The sequence below is a fragment of the Candidatus Enterococcus murrayae genome, assembly GCF_017315985.1.
GTDB lineage: Bacteria > Bacillota > Bacilli > Lactobacillales > Enterococcaceae > Enterococcus_A > Enterococcus_A murrayae.
On record NZ_JAFLVR010000032.1, the window covers coordinates 61,560 to 67,559 of the forward strand.

General features: G+C 38.6%; 8 protein-coding genes and 1 pseudogene. 3 read left to right on the plus strand and 6 right to left on the minus strand.

The features are described 5' to 3' along the window. The first annotated feature begins 274 nt into the window (after positions 1 to 274). The 3 genes from JZO85_RS14135 (at position 275) to JZO85_RS14145 (ending at position 3,543) form a co-directional block, all read left to right on the plus strand. Positions 275 to 2,107, plus strand: coding sequence for a DUF4365 domain-containing protein (locus tag JZO85_RS14135; RefSeq protein WP_207109176.1), 1,833 nt, complete (start codon positions 275 to 277; stop codon positions 2,105 to 2,107). A gap of 244 nt (positions 2,108 to 2,351) precedes the next feature. After that, a complete protein-coding gene (locus JZO85_RS14140; protein ID WP_207109177.1) occupies positions 2,352 to 2,897 on the plus strand; it encodes a helix-turn-helix domain-containing protein in 546 nt (181 codons plus the stop codon). A 22-nt stretch (positions 2,898 to 2,919) separates the two neighbouring features. Then, entirely contained in the window at positions 2,920 to 3,543 is a 624-nt protein-coding gene (locus tag JZO85_RS14145; protein ID WP_207109178.1) for a cysteine hydrolase family protein, read from the plus strand. Positions 3,544 to 3,709: 166 nt separating this feature from the next. Here JZO85_RS14145 and JZO85_RS14150 read toward each other — a convergent pair whose 3' ends face one another. The 6 genes and pseudogenes from JZO85_RS14150 to JZO85_RS14175 form a co-directional block, all read right to left on the minus strand. Continuing rightward, positions 3,710 to 3,802: a type I toxin-antitoxin system Fst family toxin gene (locus JZO85_RS14150; RefSeq protein ID WP_207109179.1), complete on the minus strand. Its 93-nt coding sequence runs from the start codon at positions 3,800 to 3,802 to the stop codon at positions 3,710 to 3,712. 100 nt (positions 3,803 to 3,902) lie between these two features. Beyond that, a complete protein-coding gene (locus tag JZO85_RS14155; protein ID WP_207109180.1) occupies positions 3,903 to 4,592 on the minus strand; it encodes a DUF2922 domain-containing protein in 690 nt (229 codons plus the stop codon). A gap of 48 nt (positions 4,593 to 4,640) precedes the next feature. Further along, the gene (locus JZO85_RS14160) at positions 4,641 to 5,024 is read right to left on the minus strand and encodes a hypothetical protein (protein ID WP_207107136.1); all 384 of its coding nucleotides are present in this window, start codon (positions 5,022 to 5,024) and stop codon (positions 4,641 to 4,643) included. 64 nt (positions 5,025 to 5,088) lie between these two features. Then, positions 5,089 to 5,301: a DUF2922 family protein gene (locus tag JZO85_RS14165; protein WP_207107137.1), complete on the minus strand. Its 213-nt coding sequence runs from the start codon at positions 5,299 to 5,301 to the stop codon at positions 5,089 to 5,091. A 19-nt stretch (positions 5,302 to 5,320) separates the two neighbouring features. Next, positions 5,321 to 5,530, minus strand: a complete 210-nt coding sequence (locus JZO85_RS14170) for a DUF1659 domain-containing protein (protein ID WP_207109181.1) — start codon at positions 5,528 to 5,530, stop codon at positions 5,321 to 5,323. Positions 5,531 to 5,819: 289 nt separating this feature from the next. Next, positions 5,820 to 6,000: pseudogene (locus tag JZO85_RS14175) on the minus strand (hypothetical protein); the annotation flags it as partial.

A 6,000-nucleotide genomic window follows, 5' to 3' on the forward strand; every position in this document is an offset into this window, starting at 1 on the left:
TGAACGGTCCAAGCCGATATTAAGCTCCAGATAACAGAATAAATATAGAAATAAGGCTGGTTATCTAGAAATGCACGACTTCGATATTATTTGTTATGAAATAATGAGTTGTAGCTGTATATTTGTTTGCTCTATATAGGGATAGCGCAGGGGTATATAGTTATATATAGCATTTACTTAAGTTATAAAAAATGTTATTTTGTTAATGGGGATAATTAGCTGGAAAAGAATATCGATCCTTAATGAAACGGTATGAAGTAAGAGGTGGAAATCGTTGTTAGTAGAAATGAAAGCTATACCAACCATTGAAGATCCGGTTGCGTTATTAGATACTCGTCTATCAAAGCTCTGTACAGTGAACAAGCTGCAGGACAGCTTTGGTATTGATTTTTTATGCCTGTATACATCAGAGGAAGAAACAGAAGGAAAAGAATTTTTCGTTCAATACAAAGCGGCGAAGAAGATAGCGGAGGACGAAGAAGCATTTTTGTTGCAGCTGGATACATCGACGGTACGGCGTTGGTTCAAGAAAAGGTGCGTAACCTTTTTATTTTACGTTGATCCTGAAAATAGGGCGATTTATTGGGTCGATCCTTTTGAACAGCTGTTTAAACGAGTTCGGGAGTTATCCAAAAAACATGAATCGATCGTACTCGCCATGCCAAAAACGAATCTCCTGCAAGCAGGACAAAAGCTGCCTAAAGCCTTTTTAGAACGTATTTACCGATTCGATCATTACCTGTTCACAGGAGCTATAGAAAGGATAAACATGGATATCGAGACTTTTTCTAAAGAAGAATATTTTTCAGACGAATTGATCGTTGAAGAGACGGAGGACTTTATAGAGATCAACTATAAAAATGTTCATCTAAACGCCTCGTATCCTGATCAGTCTGGCTTAGAAGGAAAGGGAAACTGCTGCATTCGTTTTACACGGCAGCAGGAAAATAATGAAGACGGCATCCATTTTTCCCATAAGGAAATATTAGATTTGTTTTATTTCGGAAAAGAGACGGAAGCGAAGCTGGGAATGCGGAAGTTCATTAAGCTATATCTGGAGGAGCTGGATCAATACTTTGCTGATTTCGGCAACAGTATTGCTTATTTGTATCCGAATGAAGTAGATGAATTATGCGCAGTCGTCGATATATTCATCGAAAAATACGTCGAGAAAATCACTGCTTTTCTAAAAAAACTAGAGTCCTTTGCCTTTGAACCCTATCGCGGAAGCCATAGGAATTTTAAATTGATGCAGCTTGATATAGACTTGTGGGACCGCATTCGGGAACATGTGAAGCAATACCAAACAAGCAACGGCTCCTATGATGACGGATATATCTTTACCCCGTTTGAAGACAATAATCGTATTGGGCTAGAAGACGAACGAGGCAGAGAGTTGTTCAATGTTTATGGAAGCTATGAACAATCACCCGCTGATCGTGAAAAGCTGGTTGTAAATGTGATCTGGGAATATATCGATTATTCAGAAGATAGCGAGAAGCCGGAGCAGCCCTATAATGTCGCGGATACCTACGCATTTTTTATCAACGATCTGCTGCCTAAGTTCCTTACCAATGAATTTACTGTCAGGAAGAAAAGACTCTTCGGAACAAAGCTGATCAAAGTGTACAAAACGCTGACCAAAGAAGAAATCGAAAAGAAAATCTTTGTTCCAAAATACAAACTCACGCAATATCCAAACAGCAATTCTGAGCTGGCAAGTACCTTCTATTACTTGTCGGAGTATATGAAAGAGAAGGATTTCTACTCGATTACACCTAGCTCCTTTGAAGACCTGCTGCAGGACTTTGATCGCTTGGTTCAAGCGGAACTATCAATCGGTGGGCAATCTGCCAAGGCTTGGTACCAAAAGAAGAAGAATGACTTGCTGGAAGATCTGACCCAAATACAACAAGGACAGGAAAAAGAACCCCTTAGCGAGGGCTACTTTTTGGCAAATATCTTCAGCAACCTACAGGTGATCGTCCGACAGTATAAAGGCTCCTTTGATGGAAAAAGAATTCGCGAAAGTGAGCTGCTCAAGGACTTTTCAGCGATAATCGCTGATTACAATGAAGATCGGTTGATTCGATTGCTGATTAGCTGATGGAGATCATTAAAAATACTTCAACGTTAACACCTGCGACTAAAAAGCGCAGGTGTATTTGTTATAGGCTTCAAAACTACAAGCTGTGGCTGTGGTTTTGAAGAGTTTGTAGCGAGGGATTCTCAAGAAATAAAGTGCAACACCCAACAATTCTCTTTTGGGTGTTTTTACTATATCTATCTATTGCGTATTTTGTTATCAAATGATAATATTATCTTATGATAATGGAAGCGGTGATTTAGTAGTGGATAAAAAAATTATTAAATATCTTGGGAATCCTTTGATTTCACAAGTTTTAATTGAGTTTGAAAATCGTAACATGTCAGTGAAGGATTTACGGTTAAGATTACCAGATGTTCCACAAGCAACTTTGTACCGTCATGTGAAGAAACTTTATCAAGAAGATATTTTAAAAATTGTAGATGAAAAACAGAATCGTGGTTCTGTAGAGAAGATTTATTCTTTGAACGTAGAATTGAAGAAAAATGATGTTGAAGATCTTAATACTATTACTCCTGAAGCCTACTATGAAATGTTCTCGGAATTCACACTAGGACTATTAACTGAGTTTAGTGATTATTCAAAAAATAAAGATGCCAATGTTTTGAAGGATGGTTCTGGTTTTTCATTAGTCCCTATATATGCGACAGCCGAGGAGTTAGTTGAGTATGGGCGAGCAATAAGTAAGATTTTAGAGCCTGCATTAATCAGAAAATCTGAAAACCAAAATCGGCATAATGTCGCTATTGTATTAACTCCGCCGAGAAAGGGTAAGCAGAATGAAAGTTAAAAGAAGATGGAGGAGATTTAAAATGATCATTTTGGGGATTTCTGCTGTTATTATAGTCGTTGGTGCAATTATTGGATTTCGAATTTACCAACTCAGTCGTTCTTCTTCTGGGGATACAATATCAGATTCAAGGAGCGGTAAAGCTTTAGTTGTACTGGACATCCAAAATGATACTTTAAGTGTCCCTCAATATAAAAATTCTACAAATCTAGTAAAAAATATTAATCAAGCAATTAAAAATGCAAATGAAATGAATATTCCTGTAGTCTATTCAAAACAAGAATTTAACAAACCACTTGATAAGTTTCTATCAGGAGGAGTGTATCAACAAGGATCAACCGGTTCAAAGCTTAGTAACGAATTGTCCATTACATCTGAGCATATTTTTTCAAAAGAGAAAAGTGACCTGTTTTCTAGTAATGCTTTCGAGGAATTTTTATCAACTCACAACATTAAGGAACTGTATTTAATTGGAGCAGATGCATCCTCCTGTGTCTTAAAAACGACTGAAGCGGGATTGGCGCGCAATTATAAAGTTACCGTACTGAAAGATTGTTTATTCTCAATCGATAAAAAGCGCTTGAATAAAGCTTTAAATACTTATAAAAAAATGGGAGCAAACATCAGTGATCAAATTGATTATTAGTATAGGAAGCTTGCTATTTAAGCGTAACCTTAAATTCTAGATGATAAGAAATATGCATTTTTCTATACTAATGAAGAGAGAAAGTATAATACCATTTCAAATTATGGGCAATCCAAAGAGACACCCTTGCGATCAAAGATCGCAGGGGTGATTTATCGTTCAGTCGTCATGGATCACGCCCATTCAACCAATGGTTGACGAGGGCGATGATCAGCCCCACAAAGAGCGGAGCGAGGACATATCGAATCAGCTCGCTCAAGGTGCATCACCTCCTCTCAAAAGTGGAGGCCGACGACAGACATGAGCGGGGATACCTACGCAAAAGGTATTCAATTGTGAAAGGACAGAAGTTGACCAAGCTATTCTAGCTTATGTGGCTGGCTACCTGGGTCATCCTTGTTTCGATTTTTCCTTCGCCGAAGCCAGGAAAGAAACCTTTTTCGTGTGCTGAGTTGTTCTGTTTCCTCAGATTGCGCTGTTGCAGGGACGCTGGCAGAAGAATCATTATCAATGATTGTGTGCTTTAATCCACTTGTTTGATTTTTTAGTATTAATGAAGGGTGATTACTCCTCGATTCTGCGGGTCCTTTCAAAGCCTGTTCAAGCGCCATTCTTGAGGAATTGTACAAATAGTCGTAGCTTCTTCCTGCTTTGACAGGAGTGAATGAAGAATCATCCAGCTTAATTGAAGAGGTAGACATTTTTTCCTCTTTAAAAGACGGTTCAGTTGTTTTTTCTTCTTTACTCGATTCTTTAGATGAATCCTCTCCATCATTTTTTTGCGCTGCTTCTTTACAAAGTTGTTCAGAAGGAGCTGCTGGATCATTCTCCACATCAAAAATATCGGTTTCGTATGTGGTGACGAACTTTGCTGTGACGACAGTATCAAATAGTTTTACGCCATTTTTTTCAAAAATATCCAATTGAGTGAGTAGTTCGCAAGCTTCTTTGATCTGTTCAACAGGCAAATCGGCATTCACATTTTTATAGGTCCAGTCGTGTTCTTTGCCTAGACCATTGGTAAAGGTCGTGACTAAATCATGGGTCATTGTTCTGCTTTCCTTTCTAAATTAGTTTTCTGCGTAGGTAGGTTGTGATCAAGGTTCGTTGGTTTCATTAGGACGGACTTTTGCAATAAGAGAACGGACAAGTGAAATGGCTTTTTCGCCAAAGTTACGGACAGGAAATACTCTTGCGGCTAACGAGCGCCATTCGGGTGCCATGAAATAATCTTGGAAATAATAGAAAAATCGTTTCATGGTGCGAGTGGCTTTAGTATTCATAAAAATCTCACGGACAAGATCCTTCAGAATGAAAGCAAACTCCTCCGCACCGAGTTGAAAACGCACGCGTAACGTCAAAATATATTTGATCGTTAGGCTGCTATTTTGAGTTTGGTAATAGTATTCAGTAATTCGTTTTTCTAGTGTTTTTGGTGTTAAATTGAACAATTGTCGGCAAGTTAAAGTTTGTTCATTCATGGATCGTGTCCTCCTTTAGTGGAGGAGAGCGGCGAAATCGCCGCGGCTCCTCAATTTTCTATGCTTAAAAGATAATTGTTTCAACAGTTTCGACGTACTTTGCGCTGACGACTTGGTTGAACAGCTTTTCGTCATCCTTCTTAAACAGGCTTAACATTGTAAGGCGTTCTAAGAATCCTCGAATTTCTTCAGGCGCTTTTCCTTCGCCGGGAGTCGGGAAGCTCCATGTCTGGGAACGACCGCCGCTAGTTTTAAAGATCGCTACTAATTTTTTCATATCCATTTTCCTCCGTTTCTTAATTCTTCGTTACTCGTGATTGGCTAGTGATGATCACGCCATCCAACAATGTGTCTTCTTGATCCAGGTTTTTCATAATTTCTCCCAACTCAAGAATTTCTGCTTCAGCGGGATTGTCTACAACATTTGGGAACGTCATTTTCTTTAATTTCTCTGCACCAGGTACAGCGAGCTGCACTTGTAATTTTGTACTTAGTTTTTGGATCATTTTCATTACCTCCGTGTGTTTGATTTTTTGTACCGGCCGGTGACTACAAGATAATCGATTTTGAAAAAGAATGCGAACCGCAAAATTGCACTCAACCCCTCAATTTTGCAGGTTTAAAACGAAAGAATAGGCTTTATAGCCTGTCAACAGGTAAATTTGAGGGGTCACGTGCAATTTTGCGACTTGAAAAGGAATCCGGCTATTTGTTACAATGTAAGGTTTTGACTTCTTAACAAACGAGTAAACAAGAAAAAAAGACCAGATGAACGTTCATCCGGTCTTTGTGAAGCTAGTCGATTAGCGTAAAATCGTTCGCATCAAGCTTTTTATAGACATGTAGCCAATAAGTTTTTCGATATCGACGAATCAAATGACCAAAGGGAATTGAAAACTTTGTTAGGCGAACTCTTTTGCTTAACGAGTGAGAAAACGGTGTATTTGGGAGCATTAAATAGTCTAGCGGTCGTTCT

Coding starts and splice junctions, on each gene's coding strand:
- JZO85_RS14160 (WP_207107136.1), bottom strand. CDS start 5,024: ATGAATGAACAAACTTTAACTTGCCGACAATTGTTCAATTTAACACCA.
- JZO85_RS14165 (WP_207107137.1), bottom strand. CDS start 5,301: ATGAAAAAATTAGTAGCGATCTTTAAAACTAGCGGCGGTCGTTCCCAG.
- JZO85_RS14155 (WP_207109180.1), bottom strand. CDS start 4,592: ATGACCCATGATTTAGTCACGACCTTTACCAATGGTCTAGGCAAAGAA.
- JZO85_RS14170 (WP_207109181.1), bottom strand. CDS start 5,530: ATGATCCAAAAACTAAGTACAAAATTACAAGTGCAGCTCGCTGTACCT.
- JZO85_RS14145 (WP_207109178.1), top strand. CDS start 2,920: ATGATCATTTTGGGGATTTCTGCTGTTATTATAGTCGTTGGTGCAATT.